A 24,630-nucleotide genomic window follows, 5' to 3' on the forward strand; every position below is an offset into this window, starting at 1 on the left:
GTGGAAAAGGTGTAGGAATACAATGATTACCGGGAGGGGAAATAAATGAGTAACGTATATGATGCAGCGTATGAAATGGAAAAGGCAATTAGGGCAAGTAATGAATATGCCGATTTACAACGCTTATATGATCTTGTCAATTCTGATGAAGCAACAAAAGGAATGTTTGAAAACTTCCGTAATCTGCAGATGTCATTGCAGCAAAAGCAAATGATGGGACAGGAGATTGCACCGGAAGAGGTTGAGCAAGCACAAAAGACGGTACAGCTTGTCCAACAAAACCCAACCATTTCACAATTGATGGAAGCTGAACAACGGATGAGCATGGTCATCGCAGACCTCAATAAAATTATCATGAAGCCGCTTGAAGATTTATATGGCTTGCCTGAACAACAGCAATAAGCAGTTAAAGACTCCCTTCCATAATGGTTGGGGGTTTTTTTGTTTCCTGAAAGCACCATGCATGGGTCGTGAACCACAATTTGTTCTATTCCCGAAATTTTAGTCATAAATTTGGAAAGAGGATACTACAGATGGGGGAGATCAGCATGGTATATCGACTACTTGCGGTCAATATCGACGGGACATTGCTCCAGTCGAATGGCCGTTTAAATAAATCGACTAAAGAAGCAATAGATTATGTTCACCAAAAAGGTGTCCATGTTGCACTTGTGACGTCAAGAAATTATCACTCAGCAAAAAAAGTGGCCAAAGCCCTAAAAATAAATCCGATGATCGTCGCTCAGCAAGGAGCCTTTGTCGGAGCTTCCATAGAAAAGCCGATAATGGTAAAAAGAATATCAGAAGAACTGACTGCAGAGCTCGTGCAAATGCTTGAAAAGACCACGTGCCAAATATTGCTCATTCATGAGAAATACTCGCTGGGCAATCGGGTGAACCTCCCGGAGAATTTGCTTGGTAAATCGGTTATGTATTTGAATGATCAAAATATTTATGCTCAAAATTATGTGGATGATATCAGTGAAGAGCTCATTGATCAGCCGATGGCCCCGACGAAGATGGACATTATATTTCCAGAAAAAAGTGCTAGAAATGATATGTTGAAATTGATAAAGGAAATGTTCCCTGAGGTGGATGCAATCTTACATCCAGGACATAAGCTGACAATCGTTCCGAAGGGTGTTTCTAAATGGAGCGGTGTATTGTATTTAGCTGACCATTTAGAAGTGAAAAGAACGGAGATCGTCTCGATTGGAGATGGATTGGATGATATTGAGATGATTGCCGGTTCTGGTCTGGGAGTTGCCATGGGCAATGCGGATGAGGAAGTAAGGAAAGTGGCAAAATGGGTGACGCGCTCCAATGATCAAGATGGTGTTGCCTATATGCTGAGGGAATTCTTCCGGAAACAGCATCCAATCGATTTTTTACAAAAGATGAATATGCTTAAATGAATGGTGGGGCTCCTTTTTATAGAAGGGGCCCCATTCAGATAATGCCGCTTTTTAGGCCTGTTATATTTCATAAATAATTATAAGCTTCTTTCCATAAGCTAAAGGAAAATCAGTAATGGAAAGGAAGAATTCAATGGGTGTAATCAATGCAAAAGAAGTGCAAGTCGGTGACGAAGTGTTTGTGATTTATAATAATCCCCACGTTCCTACCGTTTCGAATATAAGGGCGGCGGAAATCGTTCCGCATCCAAAAGATCCCAATGCAGTTGCCTTGTTCCTGAACGATACATTTCATACGATTGAGGACGATGATGCTTTGTTCACTTCGGAAGCCGCAGCGGAAAAAGCATACAGTGATTATATGGATAACCAAATGACTTAAAGAGACGTTCACTTCGCATGAACAGATGAAAGCCTTCGCTTATAGAGCGGGGGCTCTTTTTGATTAAATTCACGAGTATTTGCTGCAAACTCACGAGTAAATGCGCCAAACTCACGAGTATTTGCTCCGAACTCACGAGTAAAAGCGCCAAACTCACAAGTAATAGCTCCGAATTCACGAGTGGATGCTCGAACTCACGATAAAAGCTCAAAGTTCACGAGTATTTGCTCCCAAATCACGAATAAACGCTGCAAACTCACGAGTAAACGCACCCATACTCACATGTCAGAAGCCATTAGTGATTAAAACAGCCTATTTGACTGTGAAAAATAAAAAAATGCCACTCCTATTTCAAGAAATACAGAGTGACAGTTATTTATGATCTAATCTCAGTTATTGGATTGGATTAATAGTTTCATTGCGTGAATTTGTCCAATATGATTGGCTTCATGGAGCACTACAAAATTAATGAATTCCCCCACTGTTTCCATTCCGTTGAAAGGCTGTGCTGTTTTTTCAGTCAATCGTTCCTCCGGAATTTCAAGAAGTCGATCAAGTTGTTCATGCAGTTGTTGCTTTAATACTTCAACGGTAGGTACGTCCCCAGTCCAGTCCGCTGGTTTTGAACCATATCCGAATAGTTGGCTGTAATTCGCTGGCAATTCACTATTGGAGTTCAATAAAAATTTTTCGGCTGTAGTAAGGACATGTCCAAGGTGCCAATGGATTGTATTATTAAAACCTTCAGGCTGTACATCCATAAACTCTGGTTTGATTCCATCGATTTCTTTTAAAAGATTGCCGCGCATGACCGTTAGCTGATTTTTTACATAATTCATTTTACATTCCCCTTTCAATCTTGTTTTTTTCTAAACGCTATCCCATGAAATTATAGCAAGGATAATTCAATATTATCAAATTTTAGCTAAGCCATTTCACAAAGGAAAGGATTATCAATTTAAAAGGGTTTATACTGTCGGCTTATAATCGGATTAAATGCAATATAAGCGAGTATAAGCTTTTGATGAAATGGAAGGCTGCATCAACTATTTTCTGTATGGTTTGGTTGACAAGCCCAAGGGATACAAGGGGTCAAGAACTCTTAAGCCAAAAGCTTAAGTTTTTTTGGATAATAAATCAATAAACATTCCTATTACTCTTTTGCATGGAGAAGTATAATGAAATATATTGGATAATTAATCCAGTGGATTAAGAGGAGATGACATTAATGAAAAGGAAGCCGCTGCTTGTTGCACTTAGCCTATTATCAATAACGTTAGCTTCAGGCTGTACAACAAAGCAAGAACATATTTCCGTTCAAAAATATGAAGGTAAAAACTACAAATTCGAAGCATATAAAGAAAAGATAGAAACGGGGAAAACAGAAAAAACAAAAGAAATAGTAAGAAATGCAGATTGGGAAGAATTCGTGTTGGCGAAAGATCATCCTAAGGCGGACTTCATCTTTTATTTTAATGATGAGAAAAACGAAGGTAGACTAACCGTATATTATGTTTGGGTCAATCCTGATGAAAATATTGTAGAAATGACGAAGGATGAACATAGTCAGTATGTACAGTTAAATAGAAAAGATTCAAAAATCATATTAAGACTGCTGCATAAATGAAATGCCTCCAGACAGAGTTATTTAAAAAGTGTAATGGTTGGAATCGAGGCATTTAAAAAAAGAACTAAACCCTTAATCTCTTCCTGTTTTATACAAATATCTATACATGTTTGACAAAAAGGCGAAAGAATCCGGACTTCCAAACAAGTCCGGGTTCTTTCATTCTGCTCAGGCTGAATCAGTCTTCTTATTCGTTGTCCTCAATAGTGGCATGGTGCAGCAACGAAAGGAGCCGCCGGACTTGATGATTTCGCTTATATCGACTTCGATGACTTTGTATCCGCGTTCACGAAGCTGACTATTTACCTGTTTATTACATGGTAGACTGAATAATTTTTTATTCCCAATCGAAAGCACGTTGGTTCCTAATGTGAATTGTTCTTCTTTAGTCACTTCGATCATGTCATAACGTGAAGCTAATAGATCCATCTCTTTTTTTGTAAAGGACTCTGGAAAAATAAGCGCCTCTGTCGGTGATATGATATTGAAAACACAATCTAAATGAAGGAATGTTTCAATGAAAGGAACCGCGATGACATCGTATTCCGGTAATAAGGTTTGAAGATGCTTGACGGATGTTTCATCCGTTCTTTCACTGATTCCAATATAGATGGTCTTCCCGTCAATAAGGACATCCCCGCCCTCAATATGATTTTTGAGGAGGTTGAAATATGAGATGCCATTCGTTTCGAGCCAGGATTTCAATATTTGTTCTTCACCCTGCCTGATACCTGTTGCCAACTCAGCCACATAAACGGTATTGCCAAGAGTGAAACCGATATCCCTCGTGAAAACTTGTTCTGGATATGTAAATTGAGGCGTAAGTTTTATGACTTCAATTCCTTCATGTTCAAGAGCCTTTGTAAATTGGGCGTGCTGCTTCAAGGCTAGTGCTTGATCGATATTTTCCTCTTGAAACTCTTTTTGTGTTTCGTTAATGATCTCCCGGATTTCCATATAACGAGGTTCGCAGACGATAACCCGCGATAGCTTTGAATATTCACTCGCGCAATAAGCTTCTAGTTCTTCGTTTATTTTGTTTACCATAAATGAGCTCCCTCTAAATATAATTGTATCTTTACTATTTCCTCTTTTTTCTAGAAAGAAACATAAAAAATATGTCATGGAACTCATCACTAAATTTAGATGGTTTAAAAAACCTTTCAGATTCCGCTCTTAATAAATGATTCCGTTATATACCGGTTAGATCTTTTTCTATTTGAGTTAGTTGGCCCTACAGTTTTTTTATGTTTGCGCTTGATTTCAGAAATCCGCTCCCTTTCCGAATCCCGTTTTTGTCGTCAAACTGATAGGATCTGGTTTAGCCTTTTTTTGAAATATCATCACGCTAAACCCAAATTCAAAATAATCGTAAAAGGCACCTAGGGATAAAGGATTATTTTTTTTCTGGTCGAATATATAATGAGGATGCTTTTAATATAAGGGGGAGATTGTAATGATGGATACTCCATTGATCATGACTCAAATCATTGAGAGAGCTGAAAAATATTTTCCGAATAAAGAAGTAGTTTCGCGTACGGATGGTGGAATTCACACATTTACATATGCAGAGATTGCTGAACGTACAAGAAGGCTGACCAGTAATCTTGAAAAATTCGGCATTCAAACAGGTGACCGTATTGGAACACTTGCCTGGAACCATCATCGGCATTTAGAAGCATATTTTGCGATTCCTTGTCATGGTGCTGTCCTTCATACAATCAATATGCGTCTGTCTCCTCAACATGTTTCTTATATCGTCAATAGTGCGGAGGATCGATTACTATTGATAGACCCGGATGTCATTCCCCTCTTGGAAGCAATTAAAGATGAGTTAACGACAGTGGAAGGGTATATCATTATGACGGATAAAGAGGAGCTGCCTGATACGACCCTTTCACCCATTTATCATTATGAAAGATTATTAGCCGAAGGGAATCCGAAACAGCCATTCATTCAAACCTTGGATGAAAATGCGCCTGCCGGCATATGTTATACTTCCGCCACGACCGGGAATCCGAAAGGTGTGGTTTATTCACATCGCGGAATTTTGCTGCATGCGATTGCACTGGGGCTTGCCGATTCCACAGCAATAAGCGAACGTGATGTGGCCCTTCCTGTCGTGCCCATGTTTCATGTAAACGCTTGGGGCATGCCTTTTGCCAGTGTTTGGTTTGGAACGAAGATGGTTTTGCCGGGACCCTATTTCACCCCGAAGATTTTGGCTGAGCTTATAGAAACGGAGAAGGTTACAATCGCAGCAGGGGTGCCGACGATATGGCTGGGCTTATTGAAGGAGCTGGAAGAAGGCAGCCATGATACGAGCAGCATTCGTGCTGTTCTATGCGGAGGGTCGGCTGCTCCGAAAAGCATGATTAAAACCTTTGAACAAAAGTATGGGATACCATTCCTGCATGCCTATGGAATGACTGAAACGAGCCCGCTTGTTTTTGTTTCGAAACCAAAAAGCTATCAGGAAGACCTCCCTGAAGAAGAACTTTATGAGTTGAAGGCCAAGCAGGGCCTTGTTTCGCCAATGATAGAAATTAAAGTGATCGGTCAGGACGGCGAAGTGAAACCAGATGGAAAGGAAATGGGCGAATTGCTGATCAGGGGTCCTTGGATAGCGAATGAGTATTTTAAGGATGAGCGGTCAGAGGATACGTTTAAAGATGGCTGGCTGTATACGGGGGATGTTGTCACGATTGATGAAGAAGGGTTCGTCAAAATCGTTGACCGGACGAAAGATTTGATAAAAAGCGGCGGTGAGTGGATTTCTTCCGTAGATATAGAGAATGCATTAATGGCCCATGAAGGAATCTTCGAGGCGGCGGTAATTGCAGTGCCTCACGAAAAATGGCAGGAACGGCCGATCGCCTGTGTTGTCTTGAAGGAGGCATACAAGGGGCAAGTGTCCCAGGAAGACATAATCGAATTTTTAATGCCGCAGTTTGCAAAATGGTGGCTGCCGGATGAAGTGGTCTTTTTGGATGAAATCCCGAAAACGGGTGTTGGGAAGTTCTTGAAAAGGGCATTGCGTGATCAGCTTCAGGATAAATATATCAATAAATAATGCTGGGTTTGTATAATTGTAACTTTTCCCCCTATTCTGATAGTGGGGAGGGATATATAATAGAGTCATAGAACGAAAGAGGAGGAAATAAATTGAGTATTGAATCGACATCACCTGCAGGCACTGTTTTAGTCACATATTCGGACAGGACGGCCACTGTTGCAATGAACCGTCCAGAGGCCATGAATGCTTTAAATCCGAAAATGCTGCATGACTTTATTCATGCCTTGAAGGAAGTAAGTGAGAATGATGATGTGGATGTCGTCATTTTAAAAGGGAATGGGAAAGCATTTTCCGCAGGTGGTGACATTAAGATGATGCTCTCGCCTGGAAAAGAAAACGCTTTCGATGAACTGATGGATGGAATCAGTGAATTGGTGACCACTCTATACTTCATGCCTAAATTGACCATCAGTGCCATTCATGGTGCAGCTGCAGGGCTTGGGTTAAGTATAGCTCTTGCAACCGATCATCTTATTGCCGATTCAGAAAGTAAGGTTGCGATGAATTTTATCGGGATTGGATTAATCCCCGATGGCGGCGGACACTTCTTCCTTGAACGTCGTCTTGGTGAAGTGGGTGCAAAAGAACTAATCTGGGAAGGTAAAGTGCTTACTGCGCTTGAAGCAAAAGAAAAGGGCCTCATTCATGAAGTGGCTGACGGAACCTTGGAACATGCGGTAGAGAAGAAAGTGCAATCATGGCTGCAAAGCCCGGTTCAGGCCATGATTAAAACGAAAAAAATCCTTAGTGAAAAAAATCGCCCGCTATTGATTAAGATCCTTGAGATTGAAAAAGCTGCCCAGATGAAAATGCGCGAAACAGCGGACCACCAAGAGGGAATAAAAGCATTCGTGGAAAAAAGGAAACCGAACTTCATCGGAAAATGAATGAAAAAGGCCGTCACGTTATTGTGACGGCCCTTTTTATATAAGGAAACTAGATCATATTTTTAGTGATTGCGCTTCCATTTTCAATCAGCGATGAAAAAGCAATAAAGCGCCTGAAGGTGATGTACAGCGATGTGTTTGATCTTGATAGTTTTTTTCCTTCAATAGATTTTGTCCCAATTCTTTAGCTTGTTCATCATTCTCGGCTGTAAATGATTCATCCAATAGTTTTTCCCCTGACGGTTCAAAAACGGTTAATTTGTATATTCTGCTCATTTTCAAAAACTCCCTTATCAAAATGTTATTGTCTTAGGAACTGTTATAAAAATTTTATCATTATCTGTCAATTTTGACTATTATTATGTGAGGGAAATATATTAAGACAGGGAATATTGATAAGTAGCTGAATATCTTGAAAAACGATGGAAAATAACTATACCGAACTAACTTCAAAACAAAACCTATTTATACTAGAGGAATTCTCTCTTTAAAATGAAAAATCATAAATGATATAATGAACCTGAGTAAAAGTGCATCTAGGAAGTGTATGGATCGAAGGGGGATTTTTTGAATGACGGTAAAAATCGTTAATAATATCACTGAATTGATAGGAGATACACCTGTTGTAAGGATTAATCATTTAACAGCGGAGGGTGATGCTGAAGTATTTGTGAAACTTGAATATTTCAATCCGAGCCGCAGTGTAAAGGATCGGGCTGCCTTCAACTTAATTAGGCAGGCTGAACTGGACGGCATCATTCAATCCGGGGCCACGATCATAGAACCAACATCAGGTAATACAGGTATTGGGCTTGCTATGAATGCCGCGGCAAAGGGGTATCGGGCGATTATGGTCATGCCGGATAATATGTCGAAAGAAAGAATCAATATCTTAAAGGCATACGGAGCGGAAGTTGTCCTCACCCCTGCATCAGAGCGGATGCCTGGAGCCATTCGTAAAGCTGAGGAACTAGCCGCAGAAATTCCTAATAGCTTTATTCCGCAGCAATTCGAAAACCAAGCAAATCCTGATATTCACAGAGTGACGACAGCAGTCGAGATTCTAGATCAGATGGATGGCAACCTGGATGTGTTTGTCGCTACTGCTGGAACGGGAGGAACGATAACCGGTACAGGTGAAGCCTTAAAAGAACATCTGCCGGATTTAAGGGTGGTAGTTGTCGAGCCTAAGGGTTCCCCAGTTCTTTCCGGCGGAAAGCCTGGTCCTCATAAGTTAGTGGGTACAAGCCCTGGATTTATCCCCACCATCTTAAATACAGAGGTATTTGATGAAATCGTTCAAGCGGCAGATGAAGATGCAATATCCACCATGAAGGATCTGGCTTCGAAGGAAGGGATATTGATTGGACCTTCAGGAGGTGCCTCTGTCTGGACTGCCCTGCAGGAAGCCCGTCGTCTTGGAAGTGGAAAACGAGTATTATGCATTGCACCGGATAATGGTGAACGCTATTTAAGTATGGATATTTTTGAATGATGATAAAGACCGAATGCCGTGCATGAAACAATGTTCACGCCATTCGGTCTTTTTCCTGTTGAATTTGCCCATACTGCATGATGACGTATTAAAATAATAATGTATGGGAAAGTATGTTCTGTTCATGTTAAAATTAAATGTGAAATGTTGATAGAAATCGAGGTGACACTTATGAGCGGTGTGAGGTTCATTCATGCGGCGGATCTCCATCTGGATAGTCCCTTTTCGGGGTTGAAGGATATGCCGTCAACTATATTAAAGGAATTAAGGGAAGCTCCTTTTAAAGCTTTTCAAACTATCATTAATGAAGCAATTTCCCTTCAGGTTGACTTTATCGTGTTATCGGGGGATCTATTTGACGGGGAGAATCGGAGTCTCAGGACACAGGTCCGCTTTCGGACAGAAATGGAAAAACTCCAGCAGCATCAGATCCCTGCCTATATCATTCATGGTAACCATGATCATCTCAGCGGCTCATGGATTACTGTGGAGCTGCCGGATAATGTCCACGTATTTTCAGGGCAAACCGAAGTGAAACGGTTTGAAAAAATCGATGGGACGACTGTCCACCTTTATGGGTTCAGTTATCCGCGCCGTCACGTAAGGGAGAGAATGATCGAAACCTACATAAAAGCTGAAGGGGCCGATTATCATATAGGTCTGCTTCATGGGAATTTGGAAGGCAATTCCGAACATAGCCCATACGCCCCTTTTTCATTGAAGGAACTAGCTGCCAAAGATTTCGATTACTGGGCATTAGGCCATATTCATAAGCATCAGGTGGTTTCAGAAGATCCGCTAGTGATATACCCAGGAAATATTCAAGGCAGGAACAGAAAGGAGTCTGGCATTAAAGGGTGCCTGCTCGTCGAATTCGACGGGGACATGAAGCGTCATTCCTTTATTGAAACTTCTGAAGTGATATGGGAAAGCGATACAATTGAAATAACCGCGGATGGTGGATTTGATGCCCTGTTCAAGCAATGCAGGGAAGTAATTGAACGGAAGGGCATCGATGGGAGAAGCTTTCTTTTGGAATTGAAGCTGGATGCAGGAGACGCAGCAGGCCCTTCCGGGGAATATCTTGAAGAATTGACCCGGATCTTGCAGGACGAGGACCAAGGGGAATCGTTTGTCTGGGTGTATAAAATCAAAGTCATCCAGTCGATGCCGATGATTAGGTCAAATGAAACATTATTGCCATTTATGGCTGAGGTTTCAATGCTTGCATCTGAATTCGATGATTCGGATGCTGCTCTGGCCCCGCTTTATATTCATCCGGGTGCAAGAAGGTTTCTTGATACAATAGAGCCAAAAGAGCAGAGGGAACTTGTGGATGAAGCGGAAAGATGGCTTTTGCACGTTTTTGATGCGAATAAATGAGTGTAGGGAGGAGGAACGGGTTTGATTATTAAAGACCTCCATGTTTATGGTTACGGTAAACTGGAAAATCAGCGTTTTCCTGAATTGGGACAGCTGCAGATTTTCTTTGGGGAAAATGAATCGGGCAAGTCAACCATCATGTCCTTCATTCATAGTATGCTGTTTGGTTTTCCGACAAAGGTTCAAAACGAACCGCGTTACGAGCCCAAAATGCATGCCAAATATGGGGGAAGGCTCAGTCTCATAACAAAAAAAGATGGGGAAATCGTTATTGAACGTGTGAAGGGAAAAGCTACTGGCGATGTAAAATTGACCTTCGAGGATGGAAGGGTCGGCGGCGAGGAAGAATTGAATGAGATTCTCCATGGCGTTGATAAAAACTATTACCAAGCCATTTTTTCTTTCGACCTTCAAGGGCTGCAGGGATTACATACACTAAGTGAAGGTACCATGAGTAAATATCTGCTTTCAGCTGGGCTGATCGGGAATGATAAACTTCTTGAAGCCGAAACGAAATTGCAAAAAGAGCTCGATTCAAGGTTCAAGCCATCAGGCCAAAAACCTTTACTGAATGTGAGATTGAAAGAACTTAAGGAATTGCAGAAAAAGGTGAAAGCATCAGAAGAAGAACAGCAGTCGTATACGGCATTACTTCAGGAAGAAGCAAAACTTAAGGAGGAGCTCTACAAAGTCACGGAAGATATTCAAGAGATTGAAGAAAACCTTGTTGACGTGAGCACTTTTTTGCGAATTAAACCCTTGGTTGAAGAACAGGGGGAACTTGAGGCCGAAATAAGTGAAATTCCGGAAGTGAGTTTTCCTGTTGATGGCTTAAAAAGACTTGAACAGCTACAGGCAGTTGGAATGCCCATGAAAGCCCAACTTGCGGCATTGATCGAGAAAAAGGACAAACTTGAGGAAAGACTCACGGAAATCGAAATCAATCCGTTCATCAAGGAGCATAAAGAGCAAATTGAACATGCAATCGATCAAGGAACTATGCTTGAGAAGCTCGAGCTGGATATGAGAAAAGCGGAACACGAAAGGCAGTTGGAAGAAAAGAATATCGAAAAGGTGAAGCAGGAATTATTCTTGGATGTTTCTGATGATGAAATAAGAAAACTGGATATCAGTACATTCATGAAGGAAAAGGTGAAAAGGGCCGAGAGGGAAAAGCATCAACTCCAAAATGATAAGAAGCAGCTTGATGAGAAATATGAACTGCAAAAGGGAAGTCTGGAAACGACAGAAGCCCGCTTGAAGGAGATACAGGCCCAGTTAATGCCAGATGAAAAAAGAATCGAGCTGGAGTCCTTATACAACAAGCAGAATAACATCGAATTTGAAGCAGCACAATCGCTTATTCTTGATGAACAAATACTTGAACTTGAAAAGCAATTGGCATTACAGAGGAAGAAGGAAGCGGATAATCGCAAACGTTCACATATCCTGAATGGCAGTTTATTAGTACTTCTTTGTTTAGGTGCGATCGGAAGTTATTTCAGTGAACAGATGTTGTTGGGGATGATACTTCTAGCCGTGGCTGTTCTGTTTGCGGTATCCAGGTATCTTTTTAAAGGTGATGATATATTGTCCGGGTATATCAGGCAATTGGATGAGATGAAAAGGAAAAGGGCCGCAATTGGGACTGAGACCAATAGGGGGAGTGAAGGAGAGTCGATGGGTCGGCTGCTTGAACTGGACCAACGTCTCCAAAGGCGTTTTGAAAGTGAAAGTTTCAAATATGAAGAAAGGGAGGAAGCGTTTGAATCGACCATTCAGGAATATGCCGATTGGGAAGCTAGAAGGGACCGGTTGGATAAAGAATTGAGGAGCATCTTAAGCGATTGGGGTCTGTCTTATCCCGGAATGGAAATCAATCTTGAATCTGTATTTGAACTTCTAGAGAAATGGAAGGAAGCCGTTGATAGGAAATATGAAACAATCAAGAGGCATAATTTTCTGCAGGCAGAATTTGAGGGTAAATCAAAGGCTTTATTTCATTTTGCACACAGCCTTGATTTTGAACCATCCACATGGCGGGAAGCGATTGGCCTATTGAAGCGGGAATTGAATAAAGCGGTTGAATTCTCCGTTCAACTAACGCAATGGATGCAGGAACGAAGTCGTTTGACGAACGAAATTGAGCAGCTGACGATGGAAAATGGCTATCTTGATGCAGAAATGGAAATTCTTTTTAAGTTAGCGAAGGTCAAGGACGAGGAAGAATTCAGGCATGCCGCTGCATTGTCCGAAAAGAAAATCACTTTACAAAAACAGCTTGATTTGATTACCATTCAAATTGGGCAATCCAGAATGCTGCCTGATCAAATCCAAACTTACTTAAAACAGGGGATCAATACTTATACATTTGAAAATATAGAACGGAAACGGAAGGATTCTATAAAGGCGAAATCCCTTTTATTAGAGAAGCGGGCGGATGCGAAGCATAAGATAAAACAGCTTGAAGTTTCAGGGATTTATGATGATTTACTTCATCGTTTTTATGAAGAAAAAGCTGCTTTTAACGAAGAGGCGAAGGAATGGGCGAAATTGGCAATAGCCAAAAGCTTATTGAATAAAACATTGGACCGATATAAAAGGGAACGCCTACCGAAGGTGATCGCTGATGCCGAGCGCCACTTTTCCTTTTTAACGAATGGGAGCTATCGTAAAATCATCCTTGATCAGTCGGGAGAAGGAATTTGGGTACAGCGCAATGATGGTTTGAGTTTCAGGGTTGAAGAGGTCAGCCGCGGGACAGCAGAGCAAATTTATGTTTCCCTAAGGCTCGCACTTGCTGATCATACTTTTGAAAATGATTCATTCCCTCTCATCATTGATGATAGTTTCGTCAATTTTGATGCGGAAAGGACAAAACGGATGCTCGAGTTATTGAAAAAAGTTTCGGAAAAGCGGCAAATTTTATTTTTTACTTGTCACCGATATATAATGGAGTACTTTAGCGAAAATCAAGTGATTCGTCTATCCAGCCCCGTATTGCGCCAGGATATGAATGATTTGATCATCCCTGAAATATAATGGGTTTTAAACTATAGATAAAGAGAGTGAAGTCATTGAATATGAATGAGTTTGTAAGCCACCATGATTCTTCTTTGAAGTTAATCATCGAAAAGGAGTTTCCCGGTAAACGATGTGTTGGGGGAAAATATTCTGCCAAAGGACATAGCATCACTTTATATGAGAGAGATATCGAAATTCAGTGTGAACGCTCCCTAGGCTCGCTTGCAAGGCTTGAGGAATATACATGGGTGATCCTCACGCATGAGATGGGCCACGCATCAGACCCCGATCTAGCTGTGCTTAGTGAGGAGCTACACAGTACAGGAAAATCAGAAATCCTTTATCAAATAGAGGTCAATGCATGGAATATTGCAGAAGGATTAATTCCTTTTATCGATCAGGATTTATTTACCTTCATTAGGGATGAATCCTTGGCACATTGTACAAATCGACTGCTGGTCGGTTAAAAAGCTCTCCATATGGAGGGCTTTTTTATTTTCCGCTAAATGGAGATTCCGGAGATGAAGCACGGACTGATGAATCGGGGAGCTAGGAAAATGGTATTAATGTTTCCAAAGGAAGCTTCATATCTTTAAAGGAGCGTTCACTTTAATGAATCATAACAGAATGGGACATGAAGTTTTTGGTTTATATTCTTTTTTAAGATTGACAGTGAGAATCATTTTCATTAAACTGGTATTATTAGACTAAAAGGGGAGTATTTTAATGCGACCAGCTATTAACACACAGTCTTTATCGCTCGGTTATGGTGATAAATTAATTATAAATGATATGAATATAGAAATACCCAAAGGGGAGATTACCGTTTTCATCGGTGCAAATGGATGTGGAAAATCAACACTTCTAAGGTCTGTTGCCCGATTGTTAAAACCTCAATCCGGCTCTGTTTTGCTCGAAGGCAAAGCGATCTCGACCATGTCATCGAAGGATGTAGCAAGAAAGATGGCGATTCTTCCACAATCCCCGGTTGCTCCTGAAGGGCTTACAGTATACCAGCTTGTTAAACAAGGAAGATATCCTTATCAAAGTTGGTTGAAACAGTGGAGTTCCGTGGATGAAGAAAAAGTTCAAAAGGCGATTGAAGCAACGAACCTGACCGATTTAAAGGATCAGGCAGTCGATGAATTATCGGGAGGCCAGAAGCAACGGGCATGGATAGCCATGACGCTGGCTCAGGATACGGACATCATTTTATTGGATGAACCAACTACATATCTTGATATGACCCATCAAATCGAGATTTTGGACTTATTGTTCGACTTGAATGAGTTTGAGAACAGAACGATCGTGATGGTGCTTCATGATTTGAATTTAGCTTGCCGTTATGCGGATAATCTGGTGGCACTTAAAGATGGGTCGATACATGCTCAAGGCCGGCCAGAGGATATCATCACGCCTGAATTGGTACAGCATGTATTCAGCATGGACTGCCAAATATCCTTTGATCCAATTTTCGGCAGTCCCATGTGCGTCCCGTTTGGTAAAGGCCGCTACGCCCAAAGTCAGGTAAAAGCGCTGGCCAATGCATAACCTCACACCATCCATGGAAAAAGAGCTGCAAGGATATCGCATATCCTTCCGAGACGAAGCCAAAGTTTCCAAGACCTTCAATCATGCTGATGAACTTATTCAGTATGCACAAGCCCGGACTGGGGCGGAAACATCAGGGATAGCCATTTCAATGTGGTTCAGACGCTATGCTTTTTTTGTCACGGCACAATTTTACATGTTAAGCAAACATCGGCTTATCTGGGAAGGCACACTTCAGGACATTGGTGTTTTGGATGACCCGGAAGATGAACATTGGCTCCCGAATTTTTTGCTGAAAACTAACAGTTGGAGCAATGTCTCGGAAAAGGAAAGCCCTTCTGCCCTCCATTCCATATTGAGCAGATTTGGTGCTGATGCCATTCGCTCCTTTTCCGGAACTGCTAAAATATCGAAACTAGTACTCTGGGAAAATATTTGGAGCTATACGGTTTGGATGTATAGTGAGTTATTGAAGCAGACTGATATAAAGACGCGAGTTGAAAAGGACATTGAAAAGCTGCTTGAAGATGAAGTATGGCTGAATATTGAAACGCGTTCCCCCTTTAAACGATTCATAGGGGAAAAAAGTGTTCCGGCGTTCATGAATCCTTATAAACGGGTGACATGCTGTTTATATTACCGAATTGAGGGCAAGGAAAAGTGCGCGTATTGTCCGAACAAAAACTGTTGAAATAGATTTGATTGGAGAGCCAGGCTTGGGGTCAAGCCTGGTTTTCTTATGGAGTGATAAGAGAGACGGTCAGCCTTTGCTTTTCCTGTCCATTGTCCATCACTTATTAACGAAAACTAAACGCATTAACGAGATTGGTATGTTATAATGTTGATATTTAATTGAACGGAGGCAGTCGCATGGGAAATGGGATCATACACTACGGAATTGGTGAAGTAGTAGATATATATATGTACATTAAAACGAGTACAAAAGCGGTGGCAAGTAATGGAAAGCCGTTTTTAACATTGATTTTGTGCGATAAAACCGGGGAGATCGAGGCAAAGCTATGGGATGTTTCCGAGGCTGATGAGAAAACATACAGTGCGGAAGCTACGGTGAAAGTTCAAGGGGAAGTCCAGAATTATCGAGGACGCAGCCAATTGAAAATCCGTAACATTAGAATTACTTCAGATACTGATGGGGTCACGAAAGCCGATTTAATTCAAACGGCGCCTTTAAGTCAGGAAGAAATGATGGAAACCATCACTCAATTCATTTTTGAAATGAGGAATCCGAATATCCAAAGGGTGACTAGGCACCTCATTAAAAAATATCAGAATGAATTCCTGACGTTTCCTGCTGCCACCAAGAACCATCATGAGTATATGTCGGGACTGGCCTATCACGTTGTATCGATGCTAGGGCTGGCTAAGGCCATTTCAACCCTATATCCTTCGCTTAATAAGGATCTTTTGTATGCAGGAGTCATTCTGCATGACCTTGGAAAGGTACATGAGCTATCCGGACCTGTTTCGACTGTATATACAGTGGAAGGGAACTTGTTGGGGCATATAACCATCATGGTGAATGAAGTCGGTAAAGCTGCAGAGGAATTGGGCATTGAAGCGGAAGAAATCATGATTCTCAAGCACCTGATACTAAGTCACCATGGTAAAGCTGAGTGGGGCAGTCCCAAGCCGCCAATGGTTAGGGAAGCTGAAGTGCTGCATTATATTGATAATATGGATGCCAAGATAAATATGATGGACCGGGCCTTGGAAAAAGTGAAACCGGGTGAATTTACGGAAAGAGTTTTCGCGCTCGATAATCGTTCATTCTATAAACCAACATTTTAATGAAATATGCTTCTTTCTCTATGGAGAAAGAAGCATATTTTTTTTGTTCGCGCATATTCTCTAGTAAATGAATAGTAGATTTTTTGGGAGGGAATGGACATGCCAATTTGGATCTGGTTCGTGTTTATTGGGATAATTGTCAGTGCAGTCATGTCAATTTGGACAGCTAGGCAGGAACGCCTCATAGATGATGCTTGGATTGAGAAGGAAGGTCAGAAGTACATTGAACGCATGGAAGAAGAGCGCGAGAGGCGTAAAAAGGATATAAATCAGGGAGCATAGCTCGAACCATAAAAAAAGCGACAGGAAAAGTCCTGTCGCTTTTTACTATTCAATTATTTTTCAGCATTGGCTGCGTCACCGGAAGTGATGGCATCTTTTAGATCTTCGTCTTTAATCTTCACGTCCGCTTTTTTGACTTCTGAATTCAAAATGTCCTGAACTTTAGTTTGGTCAATTTGAGCGACTTTCAAATCATATTCAAGATCTTTTTTCATATCTTCGTATGATTCTTTTTCTTTTGTATCAAGAAGTTGGATGATGTGGTAGCCATAATCGGATTTAATCGGCTTGCTGATTTCATCTTTCTTCATTTTATAAGCTTGCTCTTCAAATGCAGGAACCATTTCACCTTGTCCGAACCAGCCTAGCTCCCCGCCTTTTTCAGCTGTGCCTGTGTCTGTTGAATATTCTTTTGCAAGTTTAGCGAAGTCTTCGCCTTTGTCCAATTTAGCTTTAACTTCGTTTGCTGTTTTTTGGTCTTCCACTAGAATATGTCTCGCTTTGATTTGTGGTTTATAGTCTTCATAAGCTTTTTTCACATCAGCTTCTTTAACTTTTATATCGGCAACGGCTGCTTTTTCTTGAAGCATGCCGATTTTAAGTGCACGTTTAAGATCATCTTCGCTCTTATATCCGGAAGAGGCAAGGGCCGTTTCGAAATTTTCACCCATTTGCTCTTTAAGTTCGTCCGTTTTAGCTTTAACTTCTTTATCCGTTACTGTATATTTTTCAGAAAGAACTTTTTCATAAACAAGTTCTTGAAGAACGGTTTCACCATAACGGTCTTTCATTACATTGTAAAATTCTTCTTTGGTGATATCCCCCGCTTTAGTTTCCACGACTGCTTCCTTGTCGCTGTTGCATGCTGTAAGTCCGATCAGCCCTGCAGTAACAGCAATCGATAATGCCCACTTCTTCATAAAAACAACTCCTAGTTATAAGTTTCTTGTTTGCTATTTTTTCGTATTTCCACAAAATTAACTATAACATATTCTGGTTACTTTACAAAAAATAATATATTGGTGCATGAATAAGAATTTTTTTAAAAATGGGTGTATGCCTAACCGGATATTAATCCATTACATATGATAAACCGAGGACAACAAAAGGGGGTAGCATAATGGGTAATGGATTTAACGGAGGCTTCGCTTTGTTAGTGGTGTTATTCATTTTATTAATAATTGTAGGAGCAGCCTATTGCTAATCGGCTGTAAAATTAATAATGGAAAGAGCCCACTCCTTTTGCCATGGAGTTGAATAGGATAGGGTAGCCGCTCAACAAAAAAGATTGAAGTGATTCTCAAGCTAAGAAAGGAATGGATTCCTTTTGGCGGATATAAGAGTGTGCATGAAGATACTATTACTTAAGAATGGAAAGGAGGAAGATCAATGTCTGGAGGAATAGGTGGAGGCTTTGCTCTAATTGTCGTTCTTTTCATCCTGTTAATTATCATTGGAGCTTCTTGGTTATAAACCCATAAACAAAAGGCGAAGCTGATTGCTTCGCCCTTTTTCTTTATGTGGATAATGCTCCGGGTATCACCAATGTATGTAACAAATGATGGCCATCATTTGTTGCTCATCTCTACGTATACAAAATTTCAATATAGGAGGATAATAACATAATAGTAATTAATACATTAATGGTCCTGAATACTTTAGGCTGCCGGTCTTCAGCAATTTCCTTTTGAATGCATAAAGAGTTTGTCATTCTATTAATATTATAAAGGATCAAAATAGCAAAAATAATAAACCAGAACGAGATCAAAACCTAAAATCCCTCCTTGCAAAACATCATGTATAAATACGATACCAAATTATAATGAAAAAAGATACCTAAAAATCTTATCGGGTATCTTTATGGATAAATAAGAAATCACTTTTGAATAAGTATATCGTATCCTTCGAGATGTTCCTCGATAAAAGAATGCCTTGGGGAACCAACCAGATTTTTTATATAAATAAAATCCGATACGCATAATCCGGTGTGCATGGATAATAAAATAGTGAAATAATGGATGTAATGCGGAAAACTAAGGGCACAACCAATCAATATGACAGACATAATGAAGAAAGGCAACACAAGGGTCAAGAGATAAAGATGCTTTCGAATCGGATCATGCACATTGACTCTGCATGTAAGCACAACGTTCCACTTCAAGGACCAAGAAGTTTTTACTTTTTTACATAATAATCGTAAAGGTAAATAGTGTAATAGTTTGTGAACAGGATATAATAAGAGCAATAGGCTAAAAAATACCATTGTTTGATCGCCATACAAAATAACATGGGTTGAAAAGACACTTAATAATGTATAGATCAGAACAAAAGACATCAATATAGTAAAAACTGAAAAAAAGAGCAGACGGCAATTCCCATATTGTTTTGCCACGTCAATTGTTTTCCACGAATTCATTTCGAAATCAGCCCTCCAAAGCTGTTGAATTTACTTACATACATTACGATGAATGGGTGGAAAAAGCAATGGAATTCTTGGATTAAATTTAAGATAAAATCACTTTAGTGTGTAAGTAGGGCTAAGGGCGATTAATGCCAGGTTTTGAACCAGGAATAAGAAGGATTACTGAGTGTGAAAAATCAAAAATTGGTTATAAGTCTTTTATGTTAAATTGAATGATCGATTGGGGATTAGTGATGTATGAAAAATATAAATGAAGAAATAGAAATTCTCCGTTTTCATCAACGGCTTTTATTAAACCTTATACGCAATCCGGAGGCCAAGTTGGACTATCTATTTGTGGAAAAAAATTTCACGAAGAAGGAAGCGGAAGAATTATTGGAAACATGTGATATCTTGAGCAAACGCTATGAAATAGAAAAAGCGGAAGGGTATATGAACTTTCGACCGCTTTTTAATCAATTTGAAAGAAAGGTTAATCCAAAAATAACCACAAAGGAATGCATTGATGCATGCCTCGCACAGGGGTTATATGTATCATTCATGAAGGAAATGGATAGAGTATGAGATTAAACTGGCTCAGTTTCTTTCTCTATCTTTTTTTTTGTGATTTTACCCTCCACATCAGTAAACTCCTGATCGATGTTATCGAAGGATCGTTCAAAGATTTGCATGAAGTCTTCACCGTAGATATTTCGGATGATGGCCATCATTTCAATCATATCCGGAAACTTGCCATAAAGCTCACGCAGTGGAAGTGCACCCGAGAAAGCAGAGTTCTTACTTGGGTCATATGTCTCCATTAAATCAAGTAGGATTTTTTCACCTTCAGCAGTGATCTCTATATAGGTATTCCTTTTGTCATTTTCTTTTTTTGAAAATGTTAAGTACCCGCGTTCCTCTAATTTTTTTGAAAAGTTAAATGCCGTAGAAACATGCATGACCCCAAATTTTGCAACATCTGAAATGGAAGAGCCATTAAGATGGTAGGCAATCCAAAGGATATGGTGCTCATTGATATTTAAATCATAGGGCTTGATCCATTGCTGCCAATCTTTTTCAATCGATTTCCATAATGCTTTGCTTAATTGTGCAATTCGTTGACTAAAAATCATTGCTTCTTTCATAGAATAATTTTTATTCTGCATATTATGGGCTCACCTACTTATAAGATTCTATATATTTATTATGACAATAAAATAAAAATTAATAAAGATAAATATTTGCAAAATTTTTAGAAAATTTTAGTTTTTTTAATGAATTCTCCATTCTTCTCCAATAAATCATGTAATTTATTGGGAAAAATGGAGAATCAAGCTTGTGTGACGATGCCAGCTATTAATTTTTAGAAGTAGGTGCGGCAGCTTCCAATTCCTTCAATGAATTTTCGATTTCCTGAACGTTCTTCAATAATTCATTCTTATTGGGTTCGATTTCCCGCTTCCAGTTCTCGATGACGACCTGAACATCCGAAATGAACGTTTTTACCGTTTCTTTGCTGATTTGTGAAGCTTCCATCGTGTCATCTTTAATATTCAGCATTTTTACCTTTAACTCATCAATTGTATTCTTAATTTCGTCGGTATTCGTTTTGATGCGGGTCCGTAGATCTTTACCTGAACTTGGTGTTGAAAGTAAGGTTGCCGCACCAGCTACTACTGTTCCGGTCAAAAAGCCAATTAGTAATGATTTTGCTTTCATTAGGATCACCTCATTTTATAATATGTTTTCGCTTTCCATGGTCTGAATCCCTGCTGCATCAATTGGAAATTATGATAAATAGGGAGAGAAATACTATTGATATCAAAATACCATAATTTTCATTCTTATGGAAGAGAATCGACCATTTTATCTTTATATCACAAAAATATTTTTTTAAACTTAGAGAGTAAATATATAATATTTAAAAATAACTTGAAGCTTTATTAATAATGCTACATATAAAGGGAAGAGCAGCATATAGATAATAAAAACAAGCTGTCGGAACATGGATGGCACTGGTGGGTTAATAATGAAAATCATTTTTTTATTAGGCCTGGTATGCCTGTGCGGAATGGGGTATTTTCTAAGGCAAGCAAAAACTCCTGGCATCTATCCGCCCAAGAGGGTGCTCCAGGCTAGAGCCTTCGCTATGGGTCTCCCTGGGGTTTTACTGCTTTTCATTTGGTTTATGTGGATATTGATTCATTGATCATTGGAGGATGATTGTGACTAGAATTCCAGATTCATAAGATTGGAAAAAAAGCACCGGACATTCCGGTGCTTTTTTAGGTATGATGATCCTGCTGCTTAAGCATTAATGGGTATATTTGATTTTCTTACGATGCCGTTCACAATTGGATAAATGATGACCATCGCAACTGTATTTAACAGTACGGCAGGAAGTACAACTGCGCCGAAAAGTGCAACGAAAGGCCCTGGAAGGGAAACGATATAATAAGCCGAACCAAGGAAGACAGCGCCGGAAATCATTGTTCCTACGGCAGTCAAGATACTAACGGTGACAACGGATGTTGAAAACTTCTTAAGACTGATGAATAAAAGGTAAAACAGAAAGGCTGTTGCCAATTTGTCTATGATATTTGGAATCTGTCCTCCAGGAAATGTAGTTGTCATGGCAGAGATGGCTCCAGCTGCCAGGGCGACAATGAATACATTCTTCTTCGCGGGAAACAGGGTAATCGCCAAAAACATCATCAACAGCATCATATCCGGTTTCATTCCAAGGAAGAATCCAGGTACGATAAAATGCAGGGCAGCCCCAATCCCGATTAATAGGGACAGTGACACAAGGGTTTTCGTTTTCATTTACTCATCTCTCCTATTCTCATCTCAACTAACATCTTTTCTTCAACAATGCACTATTGCCTGTTGCAAGAAGTTTAAAATAGTATATCATAAGACCTATTTTTTTAGAAGTTATATTTGTTTGAATTAAAGGGTTTGAGCTTCTTTCGCTTTATACGATTCCTGGAATTTCTTCATGAAATCAGCAAGGTCCTGGCAATGGGATAGAGGGACCGCATTATAGATGGAAGCTCTGCAGCCGCCAATGGAACGGTGACCGTTCAGTCCTACGAATCCGGCTTGCTTCACTTCTTTAAGGAATTGTACTTCAGCTTCTTCAGACGGAAGCGTGAACGTTACATTCATTAATGAACGGCTGTCCGGTAGGGCATGGCCTTTATAAAAACCATCACTGCCGTCGATGGCATCGTAAATGACTTTTGCTTTTTCTTCATTGATCTCAGCAATCTTTTCCACGCCGCCCTGTTCTTTTGCCCAATCCAACACAAGGGACAATAAGTAAATGGCCAATGTCGGAGGAGTGTTGTATAAAGATTTATTTTTTGAATGGATAGAATAGTTCATCATGGATGGGATTTTGTCATTATCCGTTATTAAATCTTTACGGATGATAACCACTGTGATTCCAGACGGACCTAGATTCTTTTGTGCACCTGCATAGATGATGCCGAATTTACTAATATCAATCTTTTTGCTGAGAATATCACTTGACATATCGGCTACTAAAGGAATGTTGCTTGTTTCCGGGAAATCCTTCCACTGTGTTCCGTAAATCGTATTATTGCTTGTGATATGAAGATATGCAGCATCATCATTCAATTTGATATCTTCAACTTTAGGGATGAACGTATATTTCTCATCTTTGGATGAAGCGACTACGGACGTTTCACCAACCTTTTTGGCTTCTTTTAATGCTTTTTCCGACCAAGAACCAGTGAGGACATAATCTGCCCTTTTTCCATCATTCAAAATGTTCATGGGAATCATGGAGAATTGCAGACTTGCTCCTCCTTGCAGCAGGAGAACTTCATAATTTTCAGGAATTTCCATAAGGTCTTTTAATGATTGGATGGCATGGTTATGAATTTTTTCGAATTCCGAACTTCTATGGCTTAATTCCATGACGGACATACCGGAATCCTCAATATTCAACCATTCGTTTTGGGCTCTTTGTAAAACTTCTAAGGGAAGGGCGGCTGGCCCAGCGTTAAAATTGCGTGCACGTTTCAATTTTTTTCCTCCTATGCGACTATGTGATAAAGTATTTGAGACTATTCATATATCCTACCAGAAAACTAAATTCAATAGGAGGAAAATTTAGAATTTTAAGTGACAATCCATTTTAATGATAGGCCAAAGTAAAAAAGGTCCTGCACTTTAAAGTGAGGACCAAATTAGGATCATTGTTTTTTCATGCAACAAGCGTGCTTAATCTCAATTCTTTTAAAAAGATATTAAGAAAGGAGAAAGAAACCAACATGTGCCAGCAGTTCATTTTAAATGCTGTGCAATGGAGTCAGCGATTTGTTTCAGGTCATCTGGTGTATAGTCGCTGGTATTCGTTTTCCAAACTGCCCCAAACCCGTCACCTTCTCCATGCCGTGGAATTAAATGCATGTGAAAATGGAAAACGGACTGTCCTGCAGCTTCCCCGTTATTATTTAAAAGGTTCAGGCCTACAGGTTGGAACTCCTGTTTCATGGCGCGAGCAATTTCCGGTACCACTTCAAAAAGATTCTTGGCAATCTCAGGTGTCAACTCATAAAGATTTTCCTTATGTACTTTAGGTATTACCAGCGTATGGCCTTTTGTTACTTGACTGATATCGAGAAAGGCCAATACATGTTCATTTTCGAAAACTTTGCTGCTTGGAATTTCCCCGTCGATTATTTTGCAAAAAATGCAATCACTCATTAAAAACGCTCCTTTAAAAGTTAATGTATTTGGTTAATCGTACCATAGCTTGAATCCTTGAGAAAAGGAAAAATCATAAAAACAGGATGCAACATTAAGTTGCACCCTGCCTGTCGAAAAAGGGGGTTTTGCTTCAAAATCGCATTAGCATAAATTCTCTGCGACAAACACCTCATCTACATTTTAGTAAAATACGGTCATTATCTGATTAGAGATTTTCCATTCAAAGCAACCATCTCCTATATCTTTAAAGTTTCATCAACTTTCAAAGCATAATTGATAATTATTGAATGATTTTTCTGCTTTTACGTGCAAGCGAACCATCTCCTTGCTCGAAACGATTTTTTTATGAAGCTTCTGGTTTAATTCAGTTATACGTCTTTAACTGACACCTCATTTACAATATGATGTGAATCATTTGTAATAAACTTATGGGTATTTCAGTGTAATACGTCTTTAACTGACACCTCATTTACAATATGATGTGAATCACACGTAATGACTAACCCCTTCTTCCTTAATTATGATGACCACCAAGGAGGGAAAATATAATTAGTT

The 24,630-nt window shown here is 39.8% G+C and carries 29 protein-coding genes; 18 read left to right on the plus strand and 11 right to left on the minus strand.

Annotation, left to right across the window (positions count from 1 at the left end):
• Positions 1-45 precede the first annotated feature (45 nt).
• The 3 genes from ABC374_RS04295 to ABC374_RS04305 all read left to right on the plus strand — a co-directional run bounded on the left by ABC374_RS04295 (position 46) and on the right by ABC374_RS04305 (position 1,797).
• Positions 46-402, plus strand: coding sequence for a YlbF/YmcA family competence regulator (locus ABC374_RS04295; RefSeq protein ID WP_034314741.1), 357 nt, complete (start codon positions 46-48; stop codon positions 400-402).
• Between the two features lie 146 nt (positions 403-548).
• Positions 549-1,415 (plus strand): Cof-type HAD-IIB family hydrolase, encoded by an 867-nt coding sequence (locus tag ABC374_RS04300; protein ID WP_101224440.1) that lies wholly within the window; start codon positions 549-551, stop codon positions 1,413-1,415.
• Between the two features lie 115 nt (positions 1,416-1,530).
• On the plus strand, positions 1,531-1,797 hold the full coding sequence (locus tag ABC374_RS04305) for a transcriptional regulator SplA domain-containing protein (protein WP_241590686.1): 267 nt from the start codon (positions 1,531-1,533) through the stop codon (positions 1,795-1,797).
• A 389-nt stretch (positions 1,798-2,186) separates the two neighbouring features.
• Here the strand turns inward: ABC374_RS04305 and ABC374_RS04310 are convergent, their stop codons facing one another.
• Positions 2,187-2,636: a DinB family protein gene (locus ABC374_RS04310; RefSeq protein ID WP_350301673.1), complete on the minus strand. Its 450-nt coding sequence runs from the start codon at positions 2,634-2,636 to the stop codon at positions 2,187-2,189.
• 389 nt (positions 2,637-3,025) lie between these two features.
• On the opposite strand from ABC374_RS04310, the gene ABC374_RS04315 reads away from it, so the two are divergent.
• Positions 3,026-3,424 (plus strand): hypothetical protein, encoded by a 399-nt coding sequence (locus ABC374_RS04315; RefSeq protein ID WP_413016162.1) that lies wholly within the window; start codon positions 3,026-3,028, stop codon positions 3,422-3,424.
• Between the two features lie 168 nt (positions 3,425-3,592).
• Here the strand turns inward: ABC374_RS04315 and ABC374_RS04320 are convergent, their stop codons facing one another.
• Positions 3,593-4,471, minus strand: a complete 879-nt coding sequence (locus ABC374_RS04320; protein ID WP_413016164.1) for a dimethylarginine dimethylaminohydrolase family protein — start codon at positions 4,469-4,471, stop codon at positions 3,593-3,595.
• 409 nt (positions 4,472-4,880) lie between these two features.
• Here ABC374_RS04320 and ABC374_RS04325 point away from each other — a divergent pair, with 409 nt between their 5' ends.
• Together ABC374_RS04325 and ABC374_RS04330 are read left to right on the plus strand one after the other, a co-directional pair.
• Complete coding sequence (locus ABC374_RS04325; RefSeq protein ID WP_413016166.1) at positions 4,881-6,497, plus strand: long-chain fatty acid--CoA ligase; 1,617 nt, start codon at positions 4,881-4,883, stop codon at positions 6,495-6,497.
• A gap of 92 nt (positions 6,498-6,589) precedes the next feature.
• The gene (locus ABC374_RS04330) at positions 6,590-7,387 is read left to right on the plus strand and encodes an enoyl-CoA hydratase (RefSeq protein ID WP_350301677.1); all 798 of its coding nucleotides are present in this window, start codon (positions 6,590-6,592) and stop codon (positions 7,385-7,387) included.
• An 87-nt stretch (positions 7,388-7,474) separates the two neighbouring features.
• On the opposite strand, the gene ABC374_RS04335 is transcribed toward ABC374_RS04330, so the two are convergent.
• Positions 7,475-7,663, minus strand: a complete 189-nt coding sequence (locus tag ABC374_RS04335; protein WP_048677954.1) for a YhzD family protein — start codon at positions 7,661-7,663, stop codon at positions 7,475-7,477.
• Positions 7,664-7,958: 295 nt separating this feature from the next.
• On the opposite strand from ABC374_RS04335, the gene cysK reads away from it, so the two are divergent.
• From cysK to ABC374_RS04375, 8 genes are all read left to right on the plus strand, one after another.
• Positions 7,959-8,882: a cysteine synthase A gene (gene cysK, locus ABC374_RS04340; protein WP_137017070.1), complete on the plus strand. Its 924-nt coding sequence runs from the start codon at positions 7,959-7,961 to the stop codon at positions 8,880-8,882.
• A 171-nt stretch (positions 8,883-9,053) separates the two neighbouring features.
• Positions 9,054-10,265, plus strand: coding sequence for a metallophosphoesterase family protein (locus ABC374_RS04345; RefSeq protein WP_413016169.1), 1,212 nt, complete (start codon positions 9,054-9,056; stop codon positions 10,263-10,265).
• Between the two features lie 21 nt (positions 10,266-10,286).
• Positions 10,287-13,307 carry an ATP-binding protein gene (locus ABC374_RS04350; RefSeq protein WP_413016171.1) on the plus strand — a complete coding sequence of 1,007 codons (3,021 nt, stop codon included), beginning with the start codon at positions 10,287-10,289 and terminating at the stop codon, positions 13,305-13,307.
• Positions 13,308-13,348: 41 nt separating this feature from the next.
• Entirely contained in the window at positions 13,349-13,756 is a 408-nt protein-coding gene (locus ABC374_RS04355) for a hypothetical protein (RefSeq protein WP_232782974.1), read from the plus strand.
• Between the two features lie 259 nt (positions 13,757-14,015).
• The gene (locus ABC374_RS04360) at positions 14,016-14,840 is read left to right on the plus strand and encodes an ABC transporter ATP-binding protein (protein ID WP_137017077.1); all 825 of its coding nucleotides are present in this window, start codon (positions 14,016-14,018) and stop codon (positions 14,838-14,840) included.
• The gene (locus ABC374_RS04365) at positions 14,833-15,531 is read left to right on the plus strand and encodes a (2Fe-2S)-binding protein (protein ID WP_413016174.1); all 699 of its coding nucleotides are present in this window, start codon (positions 14,833-14,835) and stop codon (positions 15,529-15,531) included. Before ABC374_RS04360 ends, ABC374_RS04365 begins: the two co-directional genes overlap by 8 nt.
• A gap of 179 nt (positions 15,532-15,710) precedes the next feature.
• Positions 15,711-16,649, plus strand: coding sequence for a 3'-5' exoribonuclease YhaM (gene yhaM, locus ABC374_RS04370; RefSeq protein WP_096339870.1), 939 nt, complete (start codon positions 15,711-15,713; stop codon positions 16,647-16,649).
• 99 nt (positions 16,650-16,748) lie between these two features.
• Entirely contained in the window at positions 16,749-16,931 is a 183-nt protein-coding gene (locus ABC374_RS04375; protein ID WP_053344914.1) for a sporulation YhaL family protein, read from the plus strand.
• A gap of 53 nt (positions 16,932-16,984) precedes the next feature.
• Here ABC374_RS04375 and ABC374_RS04380 read toward each other — a convergent pair whose 3' ends face one another.
• Positions 16,985-17,851, minus strand: coding sequence for a peptidylprolyl isomerase (locus ABC374_RS04380; RefSeq protein ID WP_101224184.1), 867 nt, complete (start codon positions 17,849-17,851; stop codon positions 16,985-16,987).
• Between the two features lie 200 nt (positions 17,852-18,051).
• On the opposite strand from ABC374_RS04380, the gene ABC374_RS04385 reads away from it, so the two are divergent.
• Together ABC374_RS04385 and ABC374_RS04390 are read left to right on the plus strand one after the other, a co-directional pair.
• Entirely contained in the window at positions 18,052-18,135 is an 84-nt protein-coding gene (locus ABC374_RS04385; protein WP_034314701.1) for a YjcZ family sporulation protein, read from the plus strand.
• A gap of 185 nt (positions 18,136-18,320) precedes the next feature.
• A complete protein-coding gene (locus ABC374_RS04390) occupies positions 18,321-18,404 on the plus strand; it encodes a YjcZ family sporulation protein (protein WP_061462016.1) in 84 nt (27 codons plus the stop codon).
• 112 nt (positions 18,405-18,516) lie between these two features.
• Here ABC374_RS04390 and ABC374_RS04395 read toward each other — a convergent pair whose 3' ends face one another.
• Both ABC374_RS04395 and ABC374_RS04400 read right to left on the minus strand, forming a co-directional pair.
• Positions 18,517-18,699 carry a hypothetical protein gene (locus ABC374_RS04395; RefSeq protein WP_034314696.1) on the minus strand — a complete coding sequence of 61 codons (183 nt, stop codon included), beginning with the start codon at positions 18,697-18,699 and terminating at the stop codon, positions 18,517-18,519.
• A gap of 108 nt (positions 18,700-18,807) precedes the next feature.
• Positions 18,808-19,347, minus strand: a complete 540-nt coding sequence (locus ABC374_RS04400) for a DUF3267 domain-containing protein (RefSeq protein WP_350301683.1) — start codon at positions 19,345-19,347, stop codon at positions 18,808-18,810.
• 243 nt (positions 19,348-19,590) lie between these two features.
• On the opposite strand from ABC374_RS04400, the gene ABC374_RS04405 reads away from it, so the two are divergent.
• Positions 19,591-19,917 carry a DUF1878 family protein gene (locus ABC374_RS04405; protein WP_101224182.1) on the plus strand — a complete coding sequence of 109 codons (327 nt, stop codon included), beginning with the start codon at positions 19,591-19,593 and terminating at the stop codon, positions 19,915-19,917.
• Between the two features lie 2 nt (positions 19,918-19,919).
• On the opposite strand, the gene ABC374_RS04410 is transcribed toward ABC374_RS04405, so the two are convergent.
• Together ABC374_RS04410 and ABC374_RS04415 are read right to left on the minus strand one after the other, a co-directional pair.
• Positions 19,920-20,498, minus strand: a complete 579-nt coding sequence (locus ABC374_RS04410; RefSeq protein WP_034314691.1) for an HTH-type transcriptional regulator Hpr — start codon at positions 20,496-20,498, stop codon at positions 19,920-19,922.
• A 190-nt stretch (positions 20,499-20,688) separates the two neighbouring features.
• The gene (locus tag ABC374_RS04415; protein ID WP_350301684.1) at positions 20,689-21,051 is read right to left on the minus strand and encodes a YtxH domain-containing protein; all 363 of its coding nucleotides are present in this window, start codon (positions 21,049-21,051) and stop codon (positions 20,689-20,691) included.
• Positions 21,052-21,361: 310 nt separating this feature from the next.
• On the opposite strand from ABC374_RS04415, the gene yhzF reads away from it, so the two are divergent.
• Complete coding sequence (yhzF, locus tag ABC374_RS28800) at positions 21,362-21,541, plus strand: membrane protein YhzF (protein WP_483861530.1); 180 nt, start codon at positions 21,362-21,364, stop codon at positions 21,539-21,541.
• A gap of 98 nt (positions 21,542-21,639) precedes the next feature.
• Here the strand turns inward: yhzF and ABC374_RS04420 are convergent, their stop codons facing one another.
• The 3 genes from ABC374_RS04420 to ABC374_RS04430 all read right to left on the minus strand — a co-directional run bounded on the left by ABC374_RS04420 (position 21,640) and on the right by ABC374_RS04430 (position 24,072).
• Positions 21,640-22,158 carry a tryptophan transporter gene (locus ABC374_RS04420; RefSeq protein WP_076367276.1) on the minus strand — a complete coding sequence of 173 codons (519 nt, stop codon included), beginning with the start codon at positions 22,156-22,158 and terminating at the stop codon, positions 21,640-21,642.
• A 126-nt stretch (positions 22,159-22,284) separates the two neighbouring features.
• The gene (gene serC / locus ABC374_RS04425; protein ID WP_413016178.1) at positions 22,285-23,388 is read right to left on the minus strand and encodes a 3-phosphoserine/phosphohydroxythreonine transaminase; all 1,104 of its coding nucleotides are present in this window, start codon (positions 23,386-23,388) and stop codon (positions 22,285-22,287) included.
• 261 nt (positions 23,389-23,649) lie between these two features.
• Complete coding sequence (locus tag ABC374_RS04430) at positions 23,650-24,072, minus strand: HIT family protein (protein ID WP_053534082.1); 423 nt, start codon at positions 24,070-24,072, stop codon at positions 23,650-23,652.
• Positions 24,073-24,630: the final 558 nt, after the last annotated feature.

This window comes from Peribacillus phoenicis, from assembly GCF_047238085.1.
Taxonomy (GTDB): Bacteria; Bacillota; Bacilli; order Bacillales; family DSM-1321; genus Peribacillus.